This is a genomic window from Crateriforma spongiae, from assembly GCF_012290005.1.
Classification (GTDB): Bacteria; Planctomycetota; Planctomycetia; order Pirellulales; family Pirellulaceae; genus Crateriforma; species Crateriforma spongiae.
Window position 1 is genome coordinate 162,055 of the sequence record NZ_JAAXMS010000005.1, and the last position, 25,737, is coordinate 187,791.

The following is a 25,737-nucleotide window of genomic DNA, read 5'->3' on the forward strand; positions in this document are numbered from 1 at the left end:
TGTTACGGGATCCGGGCAGACCGGCACGCCGATTCTGATTCGATGACTTCAACGTTTGGCAACGCCTCGGCCATGGATGCGATTCTCCGAGACCTGACCCCGCCCCAACGCGAAGCGGTCCAGCACATCGACGGTCCCTTGCTGATTCTGGCCGGACCGGGCAGCGGTAAGACCCGGGTGGTCACCCACCGCATCGCCAACCTGCTGCACCACGGAATCGACGCCCACCAAATCTTGGCGTTAACGTTCACTAACAAGGCGGCCGACGAAATGCGAACTCGGGTGCAAGGTCTTGCGCCCGGGCGTCCCGTTTGGATGGGGACTTTTCACCGGTTTTGTGCTCAACAGCTGCGTCGCTATGCATCGATGGTGGGGCTGTCGGAAAACTATTCGATCTATGACACGTCGGATTCGAAACAGGCGATGAAGCGGGCCATCGAAGCCGCCGGCGTCAGCACGACTCACACGTCGCCCGAACAGATCGCCGCGTCGATCAGCCATGCCAAGAACCGGTTGATCCCGCCGGAAATGATGACCGACGCTTCATCGATGACCGCCCGCGATGCGATCGCCGCACGCGTCTATCCCGTCTATCAGCAACAACTGTTGACGTCCAACGCGGTCGACTTTGATGACCTGCTGTTCCACTTTGCAAGATTGCTGCGCGAAAACCCCGACGTCCGCAGCAGCCTGGACCAGCACTATCGCTACATCATGGTCGACGAATACCAAGACACCAACTTGGCCCAATACGCCATCGTCCGCGCTTTGTCGATCCAACAGCCGAACTTGGCCGTCACCGGCGATCCCGACCAGTCGATCTACGGTTGGCGCGGCGCGGATTTGAATAACATCCTGGACTTCGAAAAAGACTATCCCAACGTCACCACCGTTCGGCTGGAACAGAACTATCGCAGCACCCCGAACATCTTGCGTGTCGCCGACCAACTGATCCGCTTCAACCGTCGACGCAAGCACAAGGAATTGTTCACCGATCACCCCGAAGGCGATCCGGTCGTTCTGCGGATTTATGAAGACGGTTATGAAGAAGCCGACGACATCGCGGACCAAATCCTCGATGCGATTCACAACGAAGGCTTGCGGCCGCGTGATTTCGCTGTGTTCTGCCGAATGAACGCGCTGACCCGATCGCTGGAACATGCGATGCGAAAGCGGGGCTTGCCCTACCAGATCGTCAACGGGTTGGAGTTTTATCAGCGCAAAGAAATCAAGGATCTGTTGGCGTATCTGCATCTGATCAACAACCCCAATCACGACGTCGCCCTGCTGCGGGTGATCAACACACCGACGCGTGGGATCGGCGCGAAAACGATCGCACGAATCCAACAGCATGCCGATCGGCTGGGCATTCCGATGTTGGAAGCCGCCCGACGTGCCGACGAGATCGAATCGCTGCCCAAGCGTTCCGCTTCGATGGTGCTGAACTTCGTGCGTCTGTACGACCGCCTGCGAGTCAAAGCGACCGCGACGCTGGAAGACCTGTTGCGATATCTGGTCGAAGAGACACAGTTCAACGATTACCTGGAACGGACCAGCGTCGAAAGCACGACGAACAATCCGGTTGCCAACGTCGACGAATTGATCAACGCGGCGGTGGAATTCGATCTGCAGCATCCCGACGAAGGCTCACTGGAACTATTCCTGGAACAGGTGGCCCTCGTTTCGGACGTCGACGCGTTCGAAGAATCCGACGATCGGGTGACGTTGATGACGCTGCACGCGGCCAAGGGATTGGAGTTTCCTCGTGTCTTCATCATCGCGGTCGAAGACGAACTGTTGCCCCACCGCAGGTCTCGCGAAACCGAAGCTCAGTACGAGGAAGAACGGCGGTTGTTGTTCGTCGGAATCACCCGCGCCAAACAGTGGCTGCAACTCAGCCACTGTAAACGGCGTAGCATCCGGGGCGACATGCGACCGGTGGTGGCAAGTGCCTTCTTGACCGAATTGCCACGCGATGACATGCGTCTGGTCGAATCCTCCGTCGACCGCGACTTCTTCGAAAACGAATACAGCGACGGCGGCTATCCCGACAGCTGGGATTTGCCGGCAATCCAAGTCGGCGATGATGCAACGGCATCCGATGACCAGACGTCTCAGGTGCAACCACCCGTCATCACCGATGAAGATGTTTGCCAGTTGCCCGATCACGAGGGTGATGACGATGTCGTGCGCGAAGCCGTCGCCACTGAATCGTCGTATCGGCGAACCGCCAAACGCGGAAAAGCCAAAGTCTCCATTGCAGGTGGGCTGAAAACAGCAGCCGACCTGATGGCCGCCGGCGCGACTCCGCCCGGAGCCTACCGCGAAGGCGCCGTGGTCTCGCATCCAAGTTACGGCCAGGGAACGATTGTCGCGGTCAGTGGCCGAGGACCAAAACGTAGTGTGAAGGTAAAATTCGCGGACGAAGAAGCCAGTTTTCTGATCGCCTATGCGGCGGCCGATCTCAGTCTGGTTCAATAGGCAACCCATTCAGCACAAGGCATCCATCCGATGGACACATCCAATCCGCACGGCCGATCGGACGACGGCAAACTGCCCACCGTGGATCCTGTTTCCGGTGACCAGCCCGAGATCCATGGTCACGAAGTCATGCGAATGATGGTCGAAAGCGGACAAGCCTATGACGCCGATTCGCTGCAGACCGCGATCATTGAACGATTCGGCGTCACGGCTCGCTTTTGTACCTGCAGCGCCAGCGGCATGACGGCCGCCGAACTGGTCGTCTTCCTGGACCAACGCGGCAAGCTAACCCCGACCGACGGCGGCTTCACCACCACGCCCGACAAAATCTGCGACCACTAAAACCTCGCCGCCGCCATCCGTAGCTGGATGCGCCAGCATTCAGCCCCCTGCCCTCACCGCCGCCACCCGTAGCTGGATGCGCCAGCATTCAGGCGCCACTTCACCAACCCATCGAACCGGGGCCACCCTTAAACGGACCCGCCAAGTTCGGTGTCACCCATCCGCCATAAAAACCGCCCGGCTGAGGCGACGCCTGCCAATCGCCGACGTAACACTCATCCACCTTGCTCGCATAGAAGGCCAGGAACCTAGCGATGGGGGCGAAACGCTTCGTCGGATCCGCGTAGAACCAAGCGACCATTGGCACGCTGACTCCTCCCGGCATTTTAAGATCCAGATAGCTTGCCGGACCTTTCCATTCGCAAAACGAACCACCGCCGGCGGGACGCATCCAGTCCAGTCGGCAATCGCCCGGCGGGAAATAGTAGGTCGGCGGATGGCTGGTTTCCAGAACGCGGAAACCCTGCATCGTCTCGGCGATGGTTTGGCCGGCATGAACAATCCGCAACCGATGCCCGGCGGGCTGCAGTGCCGGTGGTCGCGGATAGTCCCAAACGGATTCTTGTCCCGGGCCGACCGGGTCGGGTGTAGGTCGCATGTCATGATGTTAGCCGGATGTCCAGCCACCCTGCTCCCACCCGTAGCTGGATGCGCCAGCATTCAGGACTCCTGCCCTCACCGCCACCTCCCGTAGCTGGATGCGCCAGCATTCAGAACCTGACCTGTGTCACTGCTCGGCCTGCCTATTACGAATGGCCTGACTTTTCAACGCTCCTTCGCAATAAGCGTTTCCAACGGTGCTGGCGATAGCGATAGAACACCATCGCGAACAGTCCTATCGCTGGAGTGATGATGCCGGCGTGCAAGAAGATGCGATCGGTGTATCGGCATCGCTGATCCGATAGCGATTCGATCCGCATGGTGTGTTGCCAGGTCGTAACAAGGCCTCCCGACTCGTCGGTTTGGATCACCCGCTGGGATGCGTCCACCTGCACGACGCGTACTTCATGCTGCGAAGCGGGACCGATACCGAAGGGACGCACGCGAGTCGTCAAGGTTGTGTCAGGTGAAAACAAAGTTTCCGGCCAAGTGCCTGTATTCTCGTACGCCATCATGCCTCGCGTGATCTCTAGGAACGTATCCTTTCGCAACAGTAGGTCCCAGACGCGATTCGCTGGCGCCGGAAGTTCGACGGCCGCCTGAATATGAACTCCGTCGGCCACGCTGCCCATCACCGCGCCGGCGATCAAGTATTGCATCGCGTTTTGCACAGTCCAAAGGACAGCGATCTCGGTCGTCATAGCCATGGCCGCGTAGACCAGCAGAAAAACCGGCAGGCTGCCCACCAGGAAAACGCCGATCCCGTACAACGCACCGCCGCGAACTCCCGCGGGAAACGCCGTTCTGTCGCGTAGCCCCAAAAAGAACGCGGAAAAAACCACTGCAAAGACCAGCGGGTGAATCGCCATGTAGGCCGATGTCCAGCCTGACCATGGTCGAAAAAGATGAGTGTTCTCAAACGCGTCCGGCACATGCGGCGCAAATACGGGGACCAAAAAGTGAAACGCGGCTCCGACGAAAAACAGACTGACACTGGCGACCAGCCAGCAACAGAACCACCTTCGGCAAAACCGCCCCATCGACGTTTCGGACACTACCCCGTCGCTCCTCTCAAATGGAAATTGTCCCCCGTCTTCTTCTCAAGTCATCATACCCCGCCTAGGGACGCTACTTCTGGTTTTGGGGCGGAGCGGTGGGGCGGGATGCTGACACCTTCTGAAACAGGTTGCTCAAACGCTGGTACGCGGTGGATGCTTCGGATGACCCAGACAGTGACGCGTTGATGTGTCGCTCCTCCGGAAGTTCGCTTGCGTCAATCAGCGTTTTCGAACGATGGGACCAACGCCACCGGCCGTCGAAAACATTGACATCGGACCGGATGCCGTGAATCACCCAGTCACGTTTGGGGCCGACGCGTCCTTGGAATTGCGCCGCAAGACTGTGACCATCGATGGGAATGGAGTCTGGAACGCTGTGACCGGCTAGATCGCAAAACGTCGGGAACAAATCAACGACGTCGACCAGATCATCGCAAACGGAACCGACTGGAACTTGATCGGGGCCCCAGACGATCAATGGGACGTGGGTACCCGCGTCATTAAGTTCGTACTTCCCGCCATCGACGCGACCGGCCTTGGTATGCCGAGTGTGCGGGCGTTCTTTCGGTCGACCCGCTCTCGGATTGCGAAAGTCTTGTTGGTGGGTCCCATTGTCACCCATAAAAATCACGTATGTGCTTTTGCGAATGCCAAGGTCATCGACGGCGTCCAGGACCCGCCCGGCCAGTTTGTCTAAGTAATGGATCATATTGCCCAGCGATGCGGATTGCCCCGTCGATCGATCGTCTGGTGTTTGGACAATTGGGTCGTGGGGTAGCATTTCGTTGTGCACGATCAGGAACGGCGTGTGGGCTTCCGTCGCTTCCCGCATCTGGTCGATGACGTAGTCCACCAAAACGTCAGGACCAAATCGTTTGGCAACGTCTTCGCGAACGCGTCCATCGTGATTCAAGGTCGGGTTCCAGTGCCGAACCGTCTTGGCACCCTCCTTCCAGATTTGCCAGACACACCAGGAATCGAAACCGCTGTCACGGATGTGGTTGGGATGCTTTTCCAGCGTCGCTAGCTGCCATTTGCCGGTCACGGACGTTAAGTAACCGGCCGACCTCAATTGTTGTGCAAAGGTCGGCATCTTCCGAAAGTCGACAAACTTGTTCGTGCCCAGGTGCACCGGCAACACATCGGTCTGGCGGTGTCGCATCACATACAGGCCGGTGTGCAGACTGACTCGTGATGGAGTGCAGACCGGACTGGTGTAGGCACGCGAAAATCGCAGACCTTCCATTGCCATCCGATCCAATCGGGGCGTCTGAAAGTCGAGGCCGCCATAGCAGCCAAGGGTTTCGTAGCCGAGGTCATCCGCGAAGATCAACACAATGTTCGGGCGCGAATCGATTTCAACCCGTTCCGCGTTGGTCGCATGAAAACACGCGGATGCCAGCACAAGAAGCACGGTCATCCTGGACCAAGAGACGCGGGATGAGAATCGAAAAACGAAAGGGAAGGGTCGCATCGGAATGGGGAAAACAGGTGAAAGAGAACGATTCATAATCGCCAAATAGAGGATAAAACGGCAAAGACCAACCTAGCATGGATCAGCCGGCCAAGACAGGAACGACCGTCATGCGTCTCTGTACGATGGGCATTCCGTTCCGTCGCACCCCGCTCGCGCCAGCAGAAAATGATGTCCAGTGTCACAGCCCCAAAGACCGCTGAGACACGACATTAGTGACGAGCGGTTGAAACGCCATGGATGACGATGTCCAGCCCAACCACATCGGAAAGAACGCACCGTTTTGGGATGCAAGCGTAAGGTGCCCAAAACGACAAATAGAAAACAGTTGGCGACCAGGAAACCGACATTCGTCGTCAAAACGGCGCCGCAGGCGTTTTGGGAAATCCACACGTGGCTCGTCACAACGGAAAATGAATGTTCCCATTGAAGGCCACGTGCAATCTCCGGAACTGGGAGAAGGTACATCTGAACCTGTAAAAAGACCTCCGTCCCCTTAAAACCGCCTCGTCGTCGCAACATCGTCGAACGCTTGATTGGATGGCTAAAAGAATCACGACGGGTTGCAACGCGATACGTTAAGCTGTTTGCTCGTACCTGGCATTCGTGCAACTCGCAGCCATGCGACGAGTCCTTAAACTGATTTAGTAAACAGTGCCTGGTCCTCGTGATCCCGCAGTCAGGGTTGTTGACTCACACGCCTTAAACGGATTCTGGCAAGAGTGCAACAACCGCCAAAGGTATGGAAAACGCGTTTCGGGTCACACCCACGAACGAAGGCTTCTAACAAGACAGATTTTCCATCAAGTTGTAGTGCGCAAGGATCGGGAGAAGTGTTAAATGACAAAGCATTTTAATCTGAGCCACGCGAGATGTGTTCCGCAGGTGTTGGCAATAGTGATCCTGTCGCTCCACGGAAGCGTTCTGGTTGGCCAAACTCGAGCAACGAATGAAGTCGAATCCGTCGACGAACGTTTGGTGGGAAATGTCTACGACGGTCTAGCCGCTTTCGCGGTGCATCGGGATGCGATGCTAAAAAGACGTCGATGCCTTTTTATCGAGGGTGAACGGTACCTTGTCGGCAAGAAGCATGACCCGCAAGTCAATCCACTGTACTACATTCAGATCGCAGATCGCGCGAAACGTTTTGAATACGTCGCCAACGGATTTCTGAACCTGCCAGGCACTTTGGGCAGAGATTACCAAACACAGACTTGGAACGAAAAGGTGCTGTGTCGGGGGCAGGTCCGATTTGGCGGCGGGCCAACCAACTCGAATCGACTCTATTCTTATGGCGAGAAAGAGCGTAAGCGCGATGCCGCGGCAGGCGTCGTCAGGGTCGGGAAGGTCTTCTATATCGATCCCTTTGAAGATCTAATCAGCCTTGCAAGCGAACTCAGATCCACGAGCCCGACACGAGGCATGATGGAAGATAAGTTCTTGAGATCTTCTAAGCTTCTATCCGTCGAAGAGCAACCGGGTGGTAAATTGCTGTCACGGTGGCGCAAGGGCGACGAAAATCGAGGTACTTCAATCACGCTGGTTATGGATGCTACCAAAGAATATCTGCCCGTATCAACTTCTCATGTATCTAACGAGCAGAAGCAGTTGGGAGTGATTTCGCGAACGCTGTGCGAGTGGAAACGCGTGGGGACGAATTTTGTCCCGGGCCGAATGGAGTTCCAGGGGAAAAAGTTTGGCCGTGGCGATGCTTTCGACGAGATTCACTTCTTGAAACTCTCGTGGCGTTTTGGCAAAGAGGTTCCTCAACACTGGACCGATTCTGAGCGAGAAGATTACTTGGAATTGGTCATGGATCACTACGGCAAAACATATGATCGCAGCAATGGAAAACTACTTCCATTCAAGGGCATCATCCGGGCCGATCCGTGGGAGACTCCGGCAGATCTTTTCATTTCATCGCCCAAGAATGATGCCCGGGAGAACAAAGCAGGCAGGCGTCGTTGATGAGTGTTCAATCGATGCGTTCGACCAATCCTAGACCAGTAGTGGTCGATCCAGCTATAGGTGTCATGCTGCGGGATAGAGCGACTTGAGTTTGAGTCGCGCATCTTCGGTCTGGTCTGCCGAAAGGTGCCACCCACCTTGTGGTGATTTCCCGGTGCAGGCATTTGCGCGGTGTGGTCGGGGCCGCGTCGGCATTGCTCAGTAGAGACCGCCGAGCCTTTTCTTGCCGGCGGGGCTTCTGTCTGCCGTCGACTTCGGTCCGTTGTCTGCGCATCCGCTGTCGACCGGAGGAACGAAGCGGAACGCCCTGCGGAGGTCAGGTTCTGCGTTCGGTTTTCAGGTTTAGGATGCTATGCGATATCATTCATTGCTTGGCGTTATGCTTTGCATTACCCGAAGCGATGCCAAGCACGTCAAAACAAGTTGGACGCGCTGTAATGGAGATCCGGTGCCAGCGATCCATCAGGATTGATAGCGATGAGCAGGGAAATGCCGACACGATCGCAATCGGGTTCGATTCTCGGGGGGGCACTGATCAGGAATCCAAAAAACCAAAGACAAGGTCTGGCGCCGGCGAAGCCATCAAGGAAGACACCAGCGCGACAATGAAATTCCTATGCCAAAAAATGGTATTGGAATACTTCTAGGTTTTCTTTTTGGTCGGCTTGGGGATGGCGTTGACGCTCTTGGCCCAGGTTCGCCACTGCTTCCGCATTTGTTCGACCTTGCTGGGATATTCGGCCGATCGGTCATGTTGTTCGGTGCGGTCGGCCGCCAGGTCGAACAGTTCCCACTTTCCACGCATGCCTTGCCGAACCAATTTCCAGGAACCAACACGTATCGCCGCATTACCTTCATGTTCCCAGTACAAGGGCCGATCATCAAAATCGCCCTGCCCTGTTAGCAACGGACGCAGGCTTTGGCCCGCCATCGGATGAATCGTTTGTCCGTTGTGTTGGTCCGGATATTCGGCTTGCCCGAGGTCGACACAGGTGGCCATCAAGTCGATCAAATGTGTGGGCGTGTCGACCCAGCCGTTGCGAGTGTGGTCACGGTCAATGGCGGCCGGCCACTGTGCAATCAATGGCGTCGCGATACCGCCCTCATGATTGTAGTGCTTGTATTTGCGAAACGGCGTGTTGCTGAGATGCGCCCAACATCGACCGACAAAGACATTGGAATGGGCATCGCCGGGATGGTCGCCTTCGTATCGTCCGCTGACACCGGCTTCGGCATTTCCGCCGTTGTCCGAAAGGAACAGGATCAGCGTGTTGTCCAATTGCCCACGCTCTTTTAACGCCGCATTCAGCTTGCCAATGTTCCGATCAACCTCTTCCAACATCGCGGCGTAGATCGCCATCATGTCGTCATAACGTTTGCGTTCTTCGGCACTCAACGAATTCCAAGCGGGAATCGGCTCGGGACGCGGTGTCAGGTCCCAGTCCGCACTCACAAAGCCGCTTTCGATCTGGCGGCGATGGCGTTCCCGTCGCAATTGGTCCCAGCCGTCCATGTAGCGACCGCGATACTTTGCGATCGTTTCTTCCGGGGCCATGCACGGAAAGTGCGGTGCGACATGGGCCAGGTACAGGAAGAACGGCTTGTTCGCGGCGATCGCTTCGTCGATGAATCGAATGCCCTGGTCGGTCCACAGGTCGGTGCCGTACCAGGGCGGATTGAAACGCGGGTCGTCCCGCGGTACTTCTTCGCCGTTGAAGTACATCTTGGTGCCGCCCTTGGATCCGGTCTGATCCCAAAAATGCAATCCGCCGGCGGGTAAATTCAAGCTGCGATCGAATCCGCGATTCCAAGGCGTCACGCCGTGGTTGAATCCGACGTGCCACTTGCCCGTCATCGCCGTGAGGTAGCCGGCGTTTCCCAAGACATCGGCGATCGTCACGCACTGGTCGTTTAAGTGACCACGATAGCCAGGGGCTTTCTGATCGGTGGTCATCCAGCCGATTCCGCTTTGGTGGGAATACAACCCAGTCAGCAGCGTCGCGCGTGTCGGACAGCAGCGTCCGGTGTTGTAGAACTGTGAAAACTTCAGACCCTGGGCCGCCATCTGGTCCAAGTTGGGTGTGGGGATTTCCGAGCCATAGCATCCGATGTCGGACACGCCCATATCGTCGACGATGATGATCACGATGTTGGGGCGATCAGTGGCGTCGGCCGTTTGAGTGATCGCCAAACCGATCATCAAGGCAACACCCCAAGTGACCGATGACTTGATTCGTACCGCCCGTAGGCAGCGGAGACTTGATTTGGCGAGTGCGTGCGTCATGACGGTGGGCGATTTAGGAAGGAGTCGAGCTGGGGGACGCTGCCATTTCGGGATGGAGTGTCGGGGGGCGTTCTATGATACCTACGTTGATGGCGCCCGAGATCACGACAGTGATGATTGCCCTTTCCGACAGAGGCCATACAAGTGCGAGGCCTATGACGCGGCCTGATCCGTTGCGAGATCGAACCCGACGTGTGTGTGGGAATGGACTGAAATGCCAGTCCGCGATCTTGGGGGGACTTGTGAAAACAGGTCCTAGGCGGTGAATTGAGGGCCAAACGAATCCCGACGCTTTCCCCGCGACCCACGGAACGCAACCATGCGAATCACCACCGTTCCCGATGAACAAGGCAAACTGGTTTGGGCACACTTTGATAATGGACGGGTCAGCCGCACGGATCTTTCGGCCGATATGTTGCCGAACATCAGCAACATGCCCGCACCCGCCGATGATTGGACGGACGCGCCACAGGTCATGCCGCCGGTGGTGTCACGTCCGGAAAAAGTGATCTGCATCGGGCTGAACTATCGTGACCATGCGATCGAAACGGGATCGGAGATTCCCGACACGCCCGTGGTTTTCAGCAAGTTCAACACGGCATTGATCGGCCACGGCGACGCGATCCGTTTGCCGGCGATTTCCGACCAAGTGGATTACGAAGCGGAATTGGTGGTCGTGATCGGACGCGAAGGCCGTCACATTTCAGTGGACCAGGCCATGGATCATGTGTTCGGTTACACGTGTGGTCATGACGTGTCGTCACGTGATTGGCAAAAGGGGCGACCGGGCGGACAGTGGTTGGTGGCCAAGTCCTTTGACACGTTTGGGCCGATCGGACCGTGCATTGTGACCGCCGATGAGATCGATGACCCGCATCGCATCGCGGTGAAGATGATCTTGAACGGCGAAACCGTTCAGGAAAGCACGACGGAACAACTGATATTTGACATCCCCGCATTGATCAGCCACTTGTCGAAGTTCATGACGTTGCGTCCGGGCGATCTGATTTTCACCGGGACGCCGCCCGGCGTGGGCGCAGCAAAAACGCCGCCTGTCTTTTTGAAAGACGGCGACGTTTGTGAGGTTCAGATTGCTGGGATCGGATCGCTGGTCAATCCTTGCCGGCAAGACGGCTAGGTTTTGCCGCCGGAGCTCCAAAGACGCAGGATGGCCGTCGCCGCACTCCTTAGCGACGGTTCATTGCGACAAAAGGGCGTTCTGGGGATCCCGTATAGATCTGACGCGGGCGATTGATTCGTGTCGCCGGGTTGTCGTGCATTTCTTTCCAGTGGGCCAGCCAACCGGGCAGCCGTCCCAAGGCGAACAGGACTGTGAACATCTGCACGGGAATGCCAAGGGCGCGATAGATCACGCCGGAATAGAAATCGACGTTCGGGTACAGCTTCTTTTCGATGAAGTATTCGTCCTTCAGTGCGACTTCTTCCAACTGTTGGGCGACTTCGAACAACGGGTCGTCCAGATTCAGCTTGCCCAGCAACTTGTCACAACTGGCTTTGATGATTGTTGCCCGCGGGTCGCGGTTCTTGTAAACGCGGTGGCCGAATCCCATCAGCCGGAAATCGCTGTTCTTGTCCTTCGCCATGTCGACGTACTTGCGAACGTTGCCGCCGTCGTTGGCGATTCGTTCCAGCATGCGAACGCAGGCTTCGTTGGCACCGCCGTGCAGCGGTCCCCACAGTGCGTTGATGCCCGATGAGATCGATGCGAACACGTTGGCATTGCTGCTGCCGACCATTCGGACGGTCGACGTGCTGCAGTTTTGTTCGTGATCGGCGTGCACGATCAGCAACAGGTTCAACGCTTCGGCAAAATCCGGGTCGACCAAATATTCGCGGGTCGGTGTCGCGAACATCAGGTGCAAGAAGTTCTCGCAATAGTTCAGCGAGTTGTTCGGGTACATGAACGGTTGGCCGAGCGATTTCTTGTAGCTGTACGCGGCGATCGTCGGCAGCTTGGCCATCATCCGATAGATCGAAATTTCGACCTGATACGGATCGTTGGGATCAATCGAATCTTGATAGAACGCGGACATCGACCCGACCACACAGCTGAGAATCGCCATCGGGTGCGAATGCGTGGGAAAGCCGTCATAGAACCGCTTCATGTCTTCGTGAATCATCGTGTGTTCACGAATCCCGCTGCGGAATTTTTCTGCTTGATCACGCGTGGGCAATTCGCCGTAGATCAACAGAAACGCGGTTTCGATGAAATCGCATTGCTCGGCCAGTTTTTCGATCGGGTACCCGCGGTACCGTAAGATGCCTTCTTCGCCGTTCAGGTACGTGATCGCACTGCGAGTGCTGGCGGTGTTGACGAAGCCTTCGTCCAGGGTGACCAATCCGGTGTCACGACGCAGCTTGGAAATTTCCAGCGCCTTTTCCTGTTCACTGCCTTCGACAATCGGGATCTCGTACTGCCGATCGTCGATTTGAAACGTTGCTTTGTTTGTCGTTTGCAATTCCAAATTGTCAGGCTGTGACATCGGCGATTCCAGGTGGCTCGTACAACAGGTCTAGGCGGGCAAAGCGTGGATGGTCCGGGCCGTCGGATCGGTACAGCTTGACCCAGCAAGCCGGGCGTGTGGACACCTGATCGCGAACCGCCGATTCATCCCATGTTTTCTGACAGAGTCTAGCGGGGCGGCATCGCAGCGACAATCAGCGGCACCGCCGCGGAGGGCCCTTCGGGGGCTGACTGGCGGCCGAAATTTCGCCGAATCGACCGACTTTTCTGGACCTAACGGATGATCATGCGCCGACGATGCCGCGGCACGGCAGGTCAGCCGACATTGGAGTCCCGGAACCGGGAGCGGCAGATCCGAATCGATTCAATTTTTCGATTGGACGCCCGAAGCACTTCGATCACGTGATCGCCCAAAACCAATTGGTCGCCTTCGACCGGGATCGACCCGGTTGCGTAAAGCACCCAACCGGCCACCGTTTCGTAATCTTCGCTTTCGGGTAACTTCCAGCCGGTCGAATCATTCAAGTCGTCGATCATGACTCGCCCGTCGACTTCCAGGGTGTCATCGTCGACAACCAGAACTTCGTATTCTTCTTCTTCGTCGGATTCATCAACGATTTCGCCGACGATTTCTTCCAAGGTGTCTTCGATCGTGACGACGCCGGCGGTCTGCTGAAATTCATCCAGCACGATCGCCATGTGGCTGCGGCTGTGCAGAAATTCACGTAGCAGTGATTCGACGCTGCGGTCCTTGGGCACGGTCCATGGCTTGCGACAAATCGTTTCAATCGATTCATCGGGCAAACGGTCTTCGATCAGCAATGGCAACAAGTCTTTGACATACAAGATGCCGATCACGCTGTCCAAGTTATCGCGATAGACCGGAAACCGGGTGCGACCGGCGGTGCGAATGATGTGCAATGCTTGCGGCCACGGCAGCGACGCATCGATCGCGTCGACGTCGCCGCGTGGCGTCATGATGTGACCCACGGTGTCTTCGTGCAGCGTCATCACACCGTGGATCATTTCGCGGACGCCCGGGCCGAAGTAGCCTTCGCGGGTGCCCGCGGCAACAATCGTTCGAATTTCGTCTTCCAGTTGTTCTTCGTCTTCGTCTTCGCTTTCTTCTTGTCCGGTCAAGCGACGCGTCATCCATTCGACCAATTCGCCGGGGGCCGACAGCGGGCTCATCAAGACCGACAACGTTCGCCAGAACGGCCAGGTGTGGTACAGCACCGGTGTGGACGCGAAACGTGTCAGTGATGCGGGCAACCAGGTGTGCGTCAGCATCATCATGCCGCCGGCGGCCAACCCCCAAACCAACAGCGTCCGATGACGTCCGGCGGTGACCGCCAGTTCATCAAAGCGATAAAACAGAGCCGTCGTTCCACAGATCAAGAAGACCGACGTTCCGATCATCCGCAGATAACCACTGCCACGAATCGCAGTGTCTTGGTGATCCAGAATGTTTCCAAAGCGATCGCGATTTTTTCGCAGACGGCTGTACGCTTCCAAAGACCGGCCTGCGAAACGGTCCAGCAATTCCACGCCTAGCCCGCCGATGCTGCTGAGCGTGAAGCCGCCGATCGATGCCAACCACCACCAGTTCGATTCGTTCACGTCGATCTCGTGGGTGCGGAGTCCGTCGGATCAAGGCCGTCCAGCGCGTCGAAGCGGTCGGCATCAAAGCGTTCGGCGTCGGGTAGTCCCAGTTGCCGTAAAACCGCCTGTTCGCACGTCCGCATCGCCCGCCGATCATCGACGTCGTGATCGTCCATGCCGGTCACGTGCAGCACGCCATGGATCACGTACAAAATGGCTTCGTCGATCGGCGGCCGGCCGATCCGTCGACTTTGCGCCAGTGCCATTTCCAGACTGACGGTCAATTCCCCTTGGACCAAGGGTGGTTCGCATTGGTAGGAGAAACTGATCACGTCGGTCGCGTAATCATGGCTCAGGTGCAAACGGTTGATTTGTCGGATGGCCGCGTCGGTCGTTGCAAAAATCCCGATTTCGCCGAAGGTGAATCCGCGATGCTGGGCCGCGGCGCGAGCCGCTATTTCGAACCGATTGATGATGTGCGACGCGTCGCCGCCAAATGCTTCCAAGACCGCCGATGGAACGTCATCGTCGATGCGAACATCGACCTCTAATGGCTGGTCGTCGGACGCGGGTATGGGAACGTCGTCGTCGCCGTCCAATTCGTCTTGCATGAAAATGATAAAGAAACTGATGGATGAACTGGCCTTGTCTACATTCGGCCAAACGATGAACTAGGCCGATTGTTGGCCGGGGTATTTGATGCGTGCGTGATAGATGGCGGTCAATGATTTGACCAGGCTTTGCCGGACACGGTGCAGCTGGCGGAAAGTCATCCCACATTCATCAAACTGGCCGTCAGCGACCTTCTTCTGTGCGATCGAATCGACCAGCCCTTGAATCCGCGCCGGGGTCGGATCGACCAAGGTGCGGCTGGCGCTTTCGACGGTATCGGCCAGCATCAAGACGGCCGCTTCCAGCGTCTTGGGTTTCGGGCCGGGATAGCGAAAATCCTTGTCACTGACCGCTTCACGGTTGGGGTCTTCTTCGCTGCGCCGCGTCGCTTCACGATAAAAGTATTCCACCAGGGTGGTGCCGTGGTGTTGCAGGATGAAATCGATGATCGGTTCGGGCAAATGGTGGCTGCGGGCCAAATCCGCGCCGTCTTTGACGTGCGCGATGATCACCAGCGTGCTCATCGCCGGTTGCAAGGAATCGTGCTGGTTGACCCCGCCGGACTGGTTTTCGATGAAGTATTCCGGCTTGAACATCTTGCCGATGTCGTGGAAGTAAGCGCCCACACGGACCAGCAATCCGTTGGCACCGATTTCATCCGCGGCGGCTTCGGCGATCGATGCGACGTTGATGCTGTGGTTGTACGTTCCCGGTGCACGTTGGGCCAATCGCCGCAGCAACGGGTCACTTGCATCGCCCAGTTCCAGCAAACTGAGGTCGGTCAGGACGCCGAATCCCTTTTCCACCAGCGGCAGGAACGGTGTCAGCGCGGCGGCGGGGACGACGATGCAGCAACCGGCGATCAACGCTTGTTTCAACAGATTCCAGACGACTTCGCCGAACAGCGGTCCCAGGTAAATCGGTTCCAGTCCTTGTCCCAGCGTGCCATCGGACAGCATTTGTCCGGTGACGATGCCCACGCCGACGACCGTTGCCATGGTGATCAGGGCGCTGATGCTGCCGACGTACAGCAAGTGAGTCCGCGTGCGAATCCGGCCCACCAGCAAGGTGCACGTCGTGCAGGTGGCGGCCATCACCACCAAGTCAGAAATCGGCAAACCCAAGAACAACGTCAGGCTGACCGAGGCGGATGCCATCAACAGCAATGCCAGTTCACGACCATAGACCACTGCCGCAATCATGGACCCGACGACCAATGGAATCAACTCGGTGCGTGGGATGCTGATCCGCTGTGAAAACCAATACGCACAACTGATAACGGCAACCATCAACGCGATCAGCTTGGCCAGTTTCCGTGGATTTTGCAGCAACCGACGATCATCCACGCTGTAGATGTACGCCCCGCACAGCAGATACAACGCGATGATCAATCCGCCGTAGGCGGCCACCCTGGCGATGCGATCGCTGATGCTTAGTTGGTCCAAAAGCGCCTGCCATTCGTACCGCAGTAACGACAGTTCGTCCGCGGTCAGCGGTTGGCCGGCCGACGCCAATTTGGATTTGCCGGTGAACATGACGCGCATTTTGACCGGAACTTCGGCGGCCGCCTTTTGCCGCGCCATTTCGGTTTCTTCGTCGTCGTATTCCAGCGTTTCGTTTTCGGGCAAACGGGAAACGAACCAATGGACGATCATCTTTGCAACCGTTTGCACTGATTCGCTTTCGCCTTGGTCATAGCGTTGGCGAAACTCATCGCGAAGCCGCGTTTCAAATTCCTTGCCCGCTTCGGCGATACGAACGGTGCTGATGTCACACGGCGTGGCGTCGGCTTGTTGCCCCGGCGTAAAGACACGAATGAACCGCTGGTCGCCCTGTTCGATCGTGTGTTGGTTGGCCCGCAGCACGCCGTGTTGACGCATCGGCAGAATCGCGGACGAAATGGCACCGTCGAACTTTTTCAGTTCGGGGTCTTGGGCCAAAACACTTTTGAACAGGCTGAATCGTTCCGCCGGAGTCTCGCCGGTTTCGCTGGCTTCGTCGCCTTCATAAAACGACGCGAACGCTTTACGGATGTCCGGCGGCATCGTGTCGAAGGATTCGGCACTGATGATCTTGAACAATTCGTTGCGGAGGGCGCTTTTCAGTTGGTCGATCGGCTCCGGACGATTGACGTACATCGCCAACACACCACGCCGGGCCATTTCGCGTGCCGCTTCGGTTTTCGATTCGTCGGGGACTTCCAAACGAACCCGCGTCAACAGTTCGCGATCGGGGATCATGCCGATGCGATAGGGGAACGGCGGTCGCCAGGTTTGGCAAAGCACCAACAGCGCGACGGCCCCTAACAACGCAATTCCGACACGAACCGCCAGTTCGGACTTGTCGTCGTCTTGCCACCACTGGACCCACCGCGGTTTGGGCAGGCCAAGCGATTCGATGCGTTCCTTGCCGGCACGTTGCGTGTTTTGCCGTGCCTTGCCGCTGCGGGGAGGATTCGTCGCGCTCATGCGATTGGTATGGACTGGATCCGAATTCGGGTGAACCGTTGGGGGCTGTGGCCGCGGTCGGCCCGGGCGTTCAAATCGTGGGGCCGTCGGTCACCGAACCGGCGATCGGGTTGGTGTCACTGTCGGCAACGACGTCGCTTGGTGCCGGGACCGACGATGCCGCAGCACCGCTTTGTTGCGAATCACGATCGGCGTCATAGGCTTCGACGATTTTTTGAACCAGCCGGTGGCGCACGATGTCGTCGCCCGTCAACCGAACGACACCAATGTCGCCGATCCGCGATAGTCGTCGCAGGGCATCACGTAGTCCGCTGGTCACGCCGCGGGGCAAATCCAACTGGGTCGCATCGCCACTGACGACCATCTTGCTGCGCTCACCCATCCGAGTCAGAAACATTTTCATCTGGGCGATCGTCGTGTTCTGGGCTTCGTCCAAGATGATGAAGGCATCGTTCAGGGTACGTCCCCGCATGTAAGCCAGCGGGATGATTTCGATCACGTCTTGTTCCATCAGGTTGCGCGATTGGTCAAAGTCGACCATTTCACCCAGCGCGTCCATCAGCGGGCGTAGGTAGGGATTCAGTTTGGCGCGAAGGTCGCCGGGCAGGAACCCCAGCGATTCGCCGGCTTCGACCGCCGGGCGGACCAAGACGATTTTCCGCACCTGGCCCGCCTTGAGGGCTTCGACGGCCATGGCCACCGCTAAGTAGGTCTTGCCACAGCCCGCCGGTCCGGTGGCAAACGTCAAATCGAACCGACGGATCGCGTCGACGTAGCGCTGCTGGCCCGGGGTCCGCGGCTGGATCCGACGACCGGCTTGCGGAATATCGATCGGCCCATCCGGACGCGGTGTTCCGGGTGGCGTGATCGACGTTGTCTCGGCACCGGCGGTTTGCCGGTCGATTTGCGCGCCATGTTCGGTGGCCGCCGATTCCACGTCGGTCGTGCTCAGGGTTCCCTTGCGGCGAGACAAACGCCGCAAGTGTTCCAGCGTTCGCGTGGCAGCATCGACGGCATCGTCCGGGCCGGAAATTTTGATACGTCCGCTGCGGTGCGTGATCGACACGTCAAACAGACGCTTCAGTTTCCGAAGGTGTTGATCGCGGGGTCCGAACAGCGCCAACAGCTCCTCGGGATGTGCAATCGATAAAGTGGCTTCGGTCATTCAGTGGCCTGAGGGGGAAACACGGTCATCCGTGGCTAATGATTCTATACGTCGGCTGGCCGATCGGGCCAACGCTTTTCACCCGACCGGAACGGTCTGGCCCTGTCACTGTGGGGGGCGTGACTGATCTGATCGTTACGATCTATCCGGCCAGACCCGCGGCGAACAACACATAGGCGGGCATCGACGCAGCCAGAATCGAATCGGACACGTCCCAGACACCCCCCAAACCGGGAAGCCAATCGCCGCTGTCTTTGGCACCCGCGTCACGTTTGATCAGTGATTCGGCCAGATCGCCCAACAAGCCCGCGATCATCAGGACCGGGCCCAGCACCAGGGCTGACCACCAGGGACCGGCCGATCCACCGTCAGGTTCGCCGATCGCCGGAATTAAGAATCGAAGACAAAGAGCGGCGACAATCGTGGCGGTGATCATTCCGCCGACGGCACCTTCCCAAGTCTTTCCGGGACTGAGCCGGGGGATCAGTTTGTGTCGTCCGAGCGTCTTGCCGGCAAAGTAGGCGCCGGCGTCGGCCGATTTGGTGATCGCCACCATCGACAGCACCGCCGAAAGGCCCCACGTCGGTGATTCGTCCGCATGCATCTGTCGGATCAGAACCAACATGGCCATCGGCATGCCGATGTACAGCGCGACAAACGCACCGGCCATGGTTCGTTCGATCGACCCGCGTCGTTGGCCATCGTATCGTGCCATTTCGTTGGCCATGACAACGAACACCGCGGTTACCGCGGCGACGGCGATCCAGCCGCTGTGGCCGATCTTGCAATCGACCGGATACACCATCCCACAGGCGGGCCAAAGCAAAGGGACACACGTCGACAGGGTCACCATTCCGGTGGCGATCAGGCAAATCGGCGTCGATAGCGGTCGACCGCTGACGATCAACAGCCGGGTGACGTCCCAGGCCGTGCCCAGCGAAAAAAACAACAACGCGGGCAACAGCCAAACGCCCGGCAAATCGGGATGCGGGAAAGCCAGATCCAGATAGCCCAGTGTCACCAAAGCGGCGATCAAGACGGCGGACGATTTCAGCCGCGCAGCCAAGTTGTTGGTCGACATGCTTACTCGTTGACGTTCAATCCGCCGAATCGCCGTTGCCGCGAAGCAAAATCTGACACGGCCGCTTGGAAATCATCGCGTGAAAATTCAGGCCAGCAGGTTTCGGTGACCCACAGTTCCGCATAGCTGATTTGCCACAACAGGAAATTACTGATTCGCATATCGCCGCCCGTACGAATCAACAAGTCGACTTCCGGCATCCCGGCGGTGTCCAAGTGTTCGGCGACCACCGTTTCGGACAAGGCATCGGCCTTCAATTCGCCGGCGGCGATCTTGTCGCTGATCTGTCGGACCGCGCGTGTGATCTCGTCGCGACCGCCGTAATCGATCGCCAGGACCAATTCGGTACCGGGGTTGTCGGCCGACATGTCCAAGGTTTTCTGCATCTCGTCCTGAACCCGCTGGGGCAACCGGTCACGACGACCGATCGTACGAAGCCGCAACCCTTGATCCATGATCGTGCGTCGTTCTTCGATCAAGTACTGCTGCAACAAGTGCATCAGAAAGTCGAGCTCGGCTTGGGGCCGCTTCCAGTTTTCACTACTCAGACAATACAGCGTCAACGTTCCGATGCCCCACTGCGTGCACGTCTCACTGACCATACGCACGGTCGAAACGCCGCGACGGTGGCCTTCGATTCGAGGCAGACCGCGCGCTTGCGCCCAACGACCGTTGCCGTCCATGATGATGGCGACGTGGGCGGGCAACCCGTTGTCCGCCGGGGCCGATTCCGGTCTCGGCGACGGGTTCGTTGATGCAGTGGTCGTTGACTGGTTCACGGCGGTGTCCGGTTCGATCAGTCCGCCGATGCCAACGCCAGCCCGGACGAACTGTCGGTAAAGATCGTTTGGGCGCGGTCCGGGCCGACCGACAAGATTCCGACCGGAACACCGACCAGTTCTTCGATCCAGCGGACGTAATCCAATGCGCCGGCGGGAAATTCGTCGAACTTTCGGACATCGTCAACGGGGCTTTTCCATCCCGGCATCGTTTCCAAAATCGGTTTACAGCGACGCAGTTCTTCGGCGTGACTGGGCACACGGTCGATCCGTTTGCCGTCCAGTTCGTACGCCACACAGACTTTCAGTTCATCCAAGTGAGCCAGAACGTCCATCATCATTAACGCCAAACGGGTGACCCCGCTTAAACGTGCGGTGTAGCGGACCGCCACGGCGTCAAACCATCCGCAACGACGCGGGCGTCCGGTGGTCGTGCCGAATTCGTTGCCAAGTTCGCGGATGCGGTCGCCGATCGAATCATGCAGTTCGGTCGGAAACGGCCCGCCGCCGACACGCGTGCTGTACGCTTTGCAAACGCCGATCACGGTATTGATGTGCTTGGGCGGGACACCGGCACCGGCACACACGCCGACACCGCTGCTGTTGCTGCTGGTGACGAACGGATACGTCCCGTGATCGATGTCCAACAAAGCACCCTGGGCACCTTCGAACAGGATCCGCCGGTTCGCTTCGGCTTCGTCCAACAGAAAATCGGTCGTGTCGCCGATCATGCCGTCCAAACGCTTCGCCCACGATGCGGCCAGCGCGACCACGTTGTCGGGCGCGATTTCGGCCAAGTCTTCTTCGGTCGCGCCCAAGCCTTTCAACATTTCGACTTTTTGCTGGGCGACGGTCCGGATGCGATCGTCCCGGCATTCCTGATTCAAATCCGCCATGCGAATCGCATGGGTCCGACCGACCTTGTCGCGGTAACAGGGCCCGATCCCGCGATTGGTCGTGCCGATCGATTCACCGCGAACCTGAGTCGCGTTGATCGTCGCGTCTTCCAAGCGGTGCCAGGGCATCACCAGGTGAGCACGCTCGCTGATTCGCAGGTTCTTGCGGCAATCCACGCCGCGAGCCGCCAGAGCGTCGATTTCATCCAGCATGGTTGCCGGATTGATGACCACCCCGGGAGTGATCAGATTCTGGACGCCGGCATGCAAAATCCCGCTGGGGATATGGTGCAGCTTGTACGTTTCATCGCCCGCCACCACGGTATGTCCGGCGTTGGCACCGCCCTGGTAGCGGACGACCAGGTCGAACCTCGGGGCCAGCAGATCCACCAATTTTCCTTTGGCTTCATCGCCCCACTGCAACCCGATCACACAAGTTCCCGACACGCACCCGGCCTCCGGACCAACAAATTTCGGTTTTGGGTTTTTCGGCCGCGTCCCGCACCCTGTTTCGGGGCCCGGCCGCGGCGAATGGCAAAAACCGAAAAGCCTAGGCGGATCATTGTTCCCTGGCAAGGATCCACCCGCCGCGGAAGATGCGAAACATCGCCGGGGCGGCATCAAATCACGCCCCTGGAACAGAAGCCGATGTGCGGCGATCATGCACCCATCATGACAGCGAACCTGAAAATTCTGTGCTTTAGCGATCTGCACCGTAACCAGGACGCCGCCCGGCAACTGGTGCGAATGGCCGATGGCGTCGATTTCGTGGTGGGCGCCGGGGATTTCGCCAACCGCCACGAGGGATTGGCTGACACACTGGACATTCTGGCCGCCATCGACCGTCCCGCGGTTCTGGTCCCCGGCAACGGGGAAACGGTCGACGAATTGGCCGCGGCGGCGGCAAACTGGAAATCCGCCCGAGTGCTGCACGGCAACGGTTGCGAAATTGATGGCGTGTCGTTCTGGGGCGTCGGCGGCGGCATTCCCGTGACACCGTTTGGCGACTGGAGCTACGACTTTGACGAAGACCAGGCCGCCGAAATGCTGGGCGGCTGTGGCAAGGTGGACGTCTTGGTCGTGCATTCGCCGCCTCTGGGGATCGTCGACCATGATTCGGCCGGCAAAGTCCGCGGCAGCGCATCGATCTTGGACTGCGTCCAGCGGAACCAACCGAAGCTGGTCGTTTGTGGGCACATCCACAGCAGTTGGACGCGTCGCGAAACAGTCGGACCGTCCACCGTCCTGAACGCGGGACCCGGTGGCATCACGATGCAAATTGACGTCGAATCATGATTTTTTTGATCGGGTTTTCCGGCGGCGGTGCTGCGAATTCGTTCGGTGATGCGGCGGGACACGCGACGCCGGATATTTGCGAAATGGCAAGCCTGATGAACACCGATGGCGAATGAATAAGCTCAGCATTCTGTTGGTCGAAGACGACGAGATCGACGTCATGTCGTTTCGCCGTGGCATGCGCAAATACGGAAACGATTGCCCGTTGGTCGTCGCCGCGCATGGTGAAGAAGCGCTGCGAATATTGCGTGGCACTCATCCGGACAAATCGATCGAACCACCGCTGTTGATCTTCATCGACGTCAACATGCCGGTGATGAGCGGCGCGGAATTTTTGCGGGAACTGCGTGGCGACCCGGCGCTCGCCGCCACGGTCGTGTTCATGCTTAGCACATCGGATCATCCGGTCGATCGGCGGGCCGCATACGAGCAACACATCGCCGGATACATCTTGAAGCAAGATCTGGGCGACAGTTGTCAGAATCTGCACGAACTGATCGCTCTTTACCGTCGCATCATGTTGTTGCCCTAGCGACCGAATGACCTTTGACCGTCGCCGGTTGGATCGACGCCGGTTGATTGGCGCCGGCAAATGTGGTCGGATCATTCCTGGATGGCGCCGCCATGTTCGCGGTCCCGGTACGGTTTGGGGCATGAAACCCGATGCAATCGCTTCGCGAATACTTGAACGCTGCCCCTGACCTGCTTTACCAGGCGTTAGATCTGGCAACAGCGGGCTTTTATGTGTGTCCGATTTCGGATCCATCGGGTGCCGGGCAAGATCTTGATGCTTGTCGCGAGGACGCGGATGCGTCCGGCCGTTTGACCGACGTTTTCTTTTCCAAGCGGACGTTCGCATCGCTGGGCCATCCCATTCCCGCCGACGATCTTTGGCAATCTTGGGTCGGTCTGATACATCCCGATGATCTTCAACGTGTCGTTGACGAAATCAAACATGCGATGAATCAGACGTCTGCGACGGTGTTGATCGAATATCGATTGCTTCGTGACGACGGTTCATACCGCTTCACCCGTGAATCGGGAAAGATGGTTCGTCCCGATCAGCTAGGCCGCACGTGTTACTTGGGCGTGCTGTCGGACATCGATCGTCAAGTCGAATTCGAACGACAATTGATCCGCCAGAACCACGACACGCAAACGATTCTGGATACGATCCCCACCTGCATTTGGGTCAAAGACGAACAGTCGCGAATCGAACGCGTCAATCGTGCCGCCGCGGAGGGAACGGGGCTGCCACCGGAACAGATCGTCGGAAAACTGACCCGCGATGTTTACCCATCCGAAGCCAAGCGGTTCGAAGAAACCGATGCGACGATCATGCAGGGCGACATGGTTCGGGCGGTACCGGAGAAACTGGTCCATCGTGACGGTTCGTTTCGCAACATGTTGATCGACAAATACAAGTTGCAGTGTGATGCCGATTCGCAGGCACGCATTTTGGTCGTCGGAAGCGATGTCACCGAATTGGTTTCGACGCAGCGGGCAATGGCAAAAAGCGAAGCGTTGTTTCGCACCATGTTCGACAGCAGCCCGATCGGAATGTTGTTGGTCGACAATGATGGCACGATTCGCTTGGCGAATGACCGATGCCAAACGATGTTCGGCTATCAGGATGGCGAGCTGATCAATCATGCGATCGAACAGTTGGTGCCGCTGTCCGCACGCGGTGCGCATCGTCGACATCGGGACTCGTTCTCGTCCGTCCCCCAGGGCCGCCGGCGCGGAGACATCCGGCATTTGCCTGCGGTGCGTAAAGATGGTTCCAAGTTTGTCGTCGACGTTTGGCTGACCAACGTGTCGGTCGACAATCAGGTGATGACGTTGGCCAGCGTTTCGGACGTGACCGAACAAGCCAATACCGAAACCAGATTGAAACTGGCCGTCGAAGTGGGCAACGTCGGTTTCTGGGAAACCGATCCCAATACGGGACGCGTCGAGCTTTCGCCCCAGGCCATGCGGCAAATGGGTATCACGGAACCGATCACCGACGTGCAAGGGTTTTTGGATCGGCTGCATCCCGATGACAGGGAAGCCACGTTAAAGGCGTTCGACGATCATGTGCGAGGTGATTTGCCGATCTACGAAGCAGTGTTTCGATTGCTTCACGTCGATGGCGATTACCGCTGGGTGATTTCGCGTGGGATCTGCATTCGTGATGACGATGGCGTTGCCCAGCCGGCGGTGGGTTTTCATATCGACATCACCGAACAGCAAGAGATGAAGCTGGAACTGGAACGCAGCAACCAGGACTTGGACCGTTTTGCCTACATCGCTTCCCATGATTTGAAGGCTCCGCTGCGGGGGATTCGGAACATCGTCGGCTGGCTGCAAGAAGACTTGGACGATCGGGCCGACCCCGACATCGATGACCACATGCGGTTGCTGACGACCCAGGCCGATCGAATGAACCGGTTGCTGGACGATTTGTTGCAATACGCACGGATCGGACGCGAATCGGTGGCGGTGCAAGATGTCGATTTGGCGAAAACAGTTAACGAACTGTTCGAATTCATTTCCCCGCCGCAACACATCCGTTTGGAAATTCCGGATGACTTGCCGACGTTCCAGACCGCGCGAGCCCCGTTGGAACAAGTCATTCGAAATTTGTTCACCAATGCGGTCCAGCATGCCGGATCGCAGAACGACCGAATCGCGTTTGATTGCCAGCGGGACGGGGAGTTTTATTGCTTCCGTGTCCGCGACTGGGGCAAAGGTGTCCCCGCAGAGTATCACGAAAAAGTGTTCCAGCTTTTCCAGTCGATCACCCCGCGTGATCGACAATCGGGAACCGGTTTGGGGTTGGCTCTGGTGCGTCGATTGGTCGAACAAGCCGGCGGCCGTGCGTGGGTGGAATCGCCCCAAGACGGCGGGGCAGCATTCGGTTTCACTTGGCCGGTGAAATACCGCGTCTAGCTGTGCGATTGTCGGTCAACGATCGACCGACGGTTTTTGACGATCGAACGGAATGGACCAATTGTCCGGCTTTCCAGATGCGGGTCGGCACCGAATCACAGGGCGTCCGGAACTCTGGCCGATCGATTCGCGGCGGACCGTGTGTATGATGGGTTTGCAATCAATGAGGGAAGTGCGAAAGGTGTTTCCCGACAGATCCCACACGCCACCGG

Annotated in this window: 19 protein-coding genes; 7 read left to right on the plus strand and 12 right to left on the minus strand. The window is 57.9% G+C overall.

The genetic code is table 11. The features are described 5' to 3' along the window. Positions 1–72 precede the first annotated feature (72 nt). Both HFP54_RS14770 and HFP54_RS14775 read left to right on the plus strand, forming a co-directional pair. The gene (locus HFP54_RS14770; protein WP_146414319.1) at positions 73–2,481 is read left to right on the plus strand and encodes an ATP-dependent helicase; all 2,409 of its coding nucleotides are present in this window, start codon (positions 73–75) and stop codon (positions 2,479–2,481) included. A 111-nt stretch (positions 2,482–2,592) separates the two neighbouring features. Next, positions 2,593–2,823, plus strand: coding sequence for a YecH family metal-binding protein (locus HFP54_RS14775; protein ID WP_390657574.1), 231 nt, complete (start codon positions 2,593–2,595; stop codon positions 2,821–2,823). Positions 2,824–2,923: 100 nt separating this feature from the next. On the opposite strand, the gene HFP54_RS14780 is transcribed toward HFP54_RS14775, so the two are convergent. The 3 genes from HFP54_RS14780 to HFP54_RS14790 all read right to left on the minus strand — a co-directional run bounded on the left by HFP54_RS14780 (position 2,924) and on the right by HFP54_RS14790 (position 5,901). Further along, on the minus strand, positions 2,924–3,421 hold the full coding sequence (locus HFP54_RS14780; RefSeq protein WP_168565721.1) for a DUF427 domain-containing protein: 498 nt from the start codon (positions 3,419–3,421) through the stop codon (positions 2,924–2,926). A gap of 148 nt (positions 3,422–3,569) precedes the next feature. Further along, positions 3,570–4,292, minus strand: coding sequence for an SRPBCC family protein (locus tag HFP54_RS14785; protein ID WP_168565722.1), 723 nt, complete (start codon positions 4,290–4,292; stop codon positions 3,570–3,572). A gap of 259 nt (positions 4,293–4,551) precedes the next feature. Further along, positions 4,552–5,901 (minus strand): sulfatase-like hydrolase/transferase, encoded by a 1,350-nt coding sequence (locus HFP54_RS14790; RefSeq protein ID WP_235951837.1) that lies wholly within the window; start codon positions 5,899–5,901, stop codon positions 4,552–4,554. 894 nt (positions 5,902–6,795) lie between these two features. On the opposite strand from HFP54_RS14790, the gene HFP54_RS14800 reads away from it, so the two are divergent. Further along, the gene (locus tag HFP54_RS14800) at positions 6,796–7,923 is read left to right on the plus strand and encodes a hypothetical protein (RefSeq protein WP_168565725.1); all 1,128 of its coding nucleotides are present in this window, start codon (positions 6,796–6,798) and stop codon (positions 7,921–7,923) included. 643 nt (positions 7,924–8,566) lie between these two features. On the opposite strand, the gene HFP54_RS14805 is transcribed toward HFP54_RS14800, so the two are convergent. After that, positions 8,567–10,123: an arylsulfatase gene (locus HFP54_RS14805; protein ID WP_390657576.1), complete on the minus strand. Its 1,557-nt coding sequence runs from the start codon at positions 10,121–10,123 to the stop codon at positions 8,567–8,569. 403 nt (positions 10,124–10,526) lie between these two features. Here HFP54_RS14805 and HFP54_RS14810 point away from each other — a divergent pair, with 403 nt between their 5' ends. Beyond that, complete coding sequence (locus HFP54_RS14810; RefSeq protein WP_168565727.1) at positions 10,527–11,345, plus strand: fumarylacetoacetate hydrolase family protein; 819 nt, start codon at positions 10,527–10,529, stop codon at positions 11,343–11,345. Positions 11,346–11,394: 49 nt separating this feature from the next. On the opposite strand, the gene HFP54_RS14815 is transcribed toward HFP54_RS14810, so the two are convergent. The 8 genes from HFP54_RS14815 to HFP54_RS14850 form a co-directional block, all read right to left on the minus strand. After that, the gene (locus tag HFP54_RS14815) at positions 11,395–12,711 is read right to left on the minus strand and encodes a citrate synthase (RefSeq protein ID WP_145299444.1); all 1,317 of its coding nucleotides are present in this window, start codon (positions 12,709–12,711) and stop codon (positions 11,395–11,397) included. Between the two features lie 296 nt (positions 12,712–13,007). Continuing rightward, positions 13,008–14,312, minus strand: coding sequence for a hemolysin family protein (locus tag HFP54_RS26210; protein ID WP_315853900.1), 1,305 nt, complete (start codon positions 14,310–14,312; stop codon positions 13,008–13,010). Further along, positions 14,309–14,905, minus strand: a complete 597-nt coding sequence (ybeY, locus tag HFP54_RS14825) for an rRNA maturation RNase YbeY (protein ID WP_146413159.1) — start codon at positions 14,903–14,905, stop codon at positions 14,309–14,311. Before ybeY ends, HFP54_RS26210 begins: the two co-directional genes overlap by 4 nt. A gap of 60 nt (positions 14,906–14,965) precedes the next feature. Then, entirely contained in the window at positions 14,966–17,374 is a 2,409-nt protein-coding gene (locus tag HFP54_RS14830) for an HD family phosphohydrolase (RefSeq protein ID WP_146413160.1), read from the minus strand. Between the two features lie 70 nt (positions 17,375–17,444). Further along, positions 17,445–18,539 (minus strand): PhoH family protein, encoded by a 1,095-nt coding sequence (locus HFP54_RS14835; protein ID WP_146413161.1) that lies wholly within the window; start codon positions 18,537–18,539, stop codon positions 17,445–17,447. Positions 18,540–18,681: 142 nt separating this feature from the next. After that, positions 18,682–19,620 carry a phosphatidate cytidylyltransferase gene (locus HFP54_RS14840; protein ID WP_146413162.1) on the minus strand — a complete coding sequence of 313 codons (939 nt, stop codon included), beginning with the start codon at positions 19,618–19,620 and terminating at the stop codon, positions 18,682–18,684. 2 nt (positions 19,621–19,622) lie between these two features. Further along, positions 19,623–20,327, minus strand: coding sequence for a polyprenyl diphosphate synthase (uppS, locus tag HFP54_RS14845; RefSeq protein ID WP_235951920.1), 705 nt, complete (start codon positions 20,325–20,327; stop codon positions 19,623–19,625). An 89-nt stretch (positions 20,328–20,416) separates the two neighbouring features. Continuing rightward, entirely contained in the window at positions 20,417–21,742 is a 1,326-nt protein-coding gene (locus HFP54_RS14850) for an adenylosuccinate synthase (RefSeq protein WP_146413164.1), read from the minus strand. Between the two features lie 225 nt (positions 21,743–21,967). On the opposite strand from HFP54_RS14850, the gene HFP54_RS14855 reads away from it, so the two are divergent. The 3 genes from HFP54_RS14855 to HFP54_RS14865 all read left to right on the plus strand — a co-directional run bounded on the left by HFP54_RS14855 (position 21,968) and on the right by HFP54_RS14865 (position 25,525). Continuing rightward, positions 21,968–22,591 carry a metallophosphoesterase family protein gene (locus HFP54_RS14855; protein ID WP_168565728.1) on the plus strand — a complete coding sequence of 208 codons (624 nt, stop codon included), beginning with the start codon at positions 21,968–21,970 and terminating at the stop codon, positions 22,589–22,591. Between the two features lie 112 nt (positions 22,592–22,703). Then, positions 22,704–23,123 carry a response regulator gene (locus HFP54_RS14860; protein ID WP_168565729.1) on the plus strand — a complete coding sequence of 140 codons (420 nt, stop codon included), beginning with the start codon at positions 22,704–22,706 and terminating at the stop codon, positions 23,121–23,123. A 131-nt stretch (positions 23,124–23,254) separates the two neighbouring features. Beyond that, a complete protein-coding gene (locus HFP54_RS14865; protein WP_168565730.1) occupies positions 23,255–25,525 on the plus strand; it encodes a PAS domain-containing sensor histidine kinase in 2,271 nt (756 codons plus the stop codon). The last annotated feature ends 212 nt before the right edge of the window (positions 25,526–25,737 follow it).